Source organism: Henriciella sp., from assembly GCF_049649345.1.
Taxonomy (GTDB): Bacteria; Pseudomonadota; Alphaproteobacteria; order Caulobacterales; family Hyphomonadaceae; genus Henriciella.
In genome coordinates this window covers 1-1,668 of sequence record NZ_JBARZC010000677.1, presented here as the reverse complement: position 1 = coordinate 1,668, position 1,668 = coordinate 1, and the positions used below count along the sequence as shown (strand labels likewise).

2 protein-coding genes are annotated in these 1,668 nt (G+C 57.3%); both read left to right on the top strand.

What is annotated here, in order from left to right; genetic code table 11:
- Positions 1-270 (top strand): P-II family nitrogen regulator (locus WA989_RS18660; RefSeq protein ID WP_424341975.1); only part of this gene is annotated, 270 nt, incomplete at its 5' end.
- A gap of 65 nt (positions 271-335) precedes the next feature.
- On the top strand, positions 336-1,668 hold a 1,333-nt coding region (gene glnA / locus WA989_RS18655; RefSeq protein ID WP_424341974.1), incomplete at its 3' end, for a type I glutamate--ammonia ligase.

Sequence of the window (1,668 nt, the reverse complement as noted above, 5' to 3'; positions counted from 1 at the left end):
GGCATGCAGGGCATGACCGTCACGGAAGCGAAGGGGTTTGGCCGTCAAAGAGGGCACACAGAGCTTTATCGCGGCGCCGAATATGTCGTGGACTTCCTGCCGAAGCTCAAGGTCGAGCTCGTGATCGCCGACGGCAGCGTGACCAGCGCCATCGAAGCGATTTCAAAAGCGGCGCATACCGGAAAGATTGGCGACGGAAAAATCTTTGTGTCAGAAGTGTCTGAGGCCGTCCGGATCAGAACCGGAGAAACGGGCGAAGGCGCACTTTAAAGACTGGTCAGGGGCCGGTCTCACAGGGTGAAGCTGGCGAAGAATGAATCAAATAGGAGGGCTATATGGCCGATAATCTAATGAAGCTGATGAAGGAAAAGGACGTCGAGTTCGTTGACCTTCGTTTTACCGATCCGCGCGGCAAACTTCAGCACGTGACCTTCGACAAGGGCATGATCGACGACGACTTTTTCGAAGAAGGCCAGATGTTCGATGGATCGTCTGTTGCCGGCTGGAAAGCGATCAACGAGTCCGACATGCTGCTCATGCCGGATACGAATGCAGCGCTCATCGACCCATTCTTTCAGCAGACAACGCTTGCCGTCATATGTGACATTCTCGATCCGGTCACCGGCCAGGCCTATGGGCGCGACCCTCGCACGACCGCGAAGAAGGCCGAGGCCTATCTGAAGCAGACCGGCGTTGGTACGACCGCCTATTTTGGCCCTGAGGCCGAATTCTTCGTCTTTGACGATGTGCGCTGGTCAACGCAGCCGCACAAGACCGGTTACTCCTTCGATTCCACGGAACTTCCGGCAAATACGGACAAGGAATACGAGACGGGCAATATGGGCCATCGGCCCGGGCCCAAGGGCGGCTATTTCCCGGTCCCGCCGGTTGATTCCGAGCAGGACATGCGGTCTGAAATGCTGGCCATCATGGGCGAGATCGGCCTCGAGCCGGAAAAGCACCACCACGAAGTGGCCCCCGCCCAGCACGAACTCGGACTGAAATTCGGTACGCTCACCAAGATGGCGGATAATCTGCAGTACTATAAGTACGTTATCCACAATGTGGCGGCCCAGTATGGCAAGACGGCAACCTTCATGCCGAAACCGTATTTCAACGACAACGGTTCAGGCATGCACGTCCACCAGTCGATCTGGAACGGCAGCTCGCCGATGTTCGCCGGCGACATGTATGGCGGGCTTTCGGAAATGTGCCTGTTCTACATTGGTGGTGTCATCAAGCACGCCAAGGCGCTGAACGCGATCACCAATGCGTCGACCAACTCCTACAAGCGTCTTGTGCCGGGCTTCGAAGCGCCTGTCATGCTGGCCTATTCGGCCCGCAACCGCTCAGCCTCCATCCGTATCCCGTTCGGATCCAGCCCGAAGGCGAAGCGGATCGAGACCCGTTTCCCGGACCCGACCGCAAACCCTTACCTTTGCTTTGCAGCGCTTCTGATGGCCGGGCTCGACGGTATCGAGAACAAGATCCATCCAGGCGACGCCATGGACAAGGATCTTTACGACCTACCGGCAGAAGAGGCCGCTTCGATCCCGCAGGTCTGCGGATCGCTGCGTGAAGCGCTGGAAAGCCTCGATGGTGACCGCGACTTCCTCAAGAAGGGCAATGTTTTCGATGACGACCAGATCGATGCCTACATCGATTTGA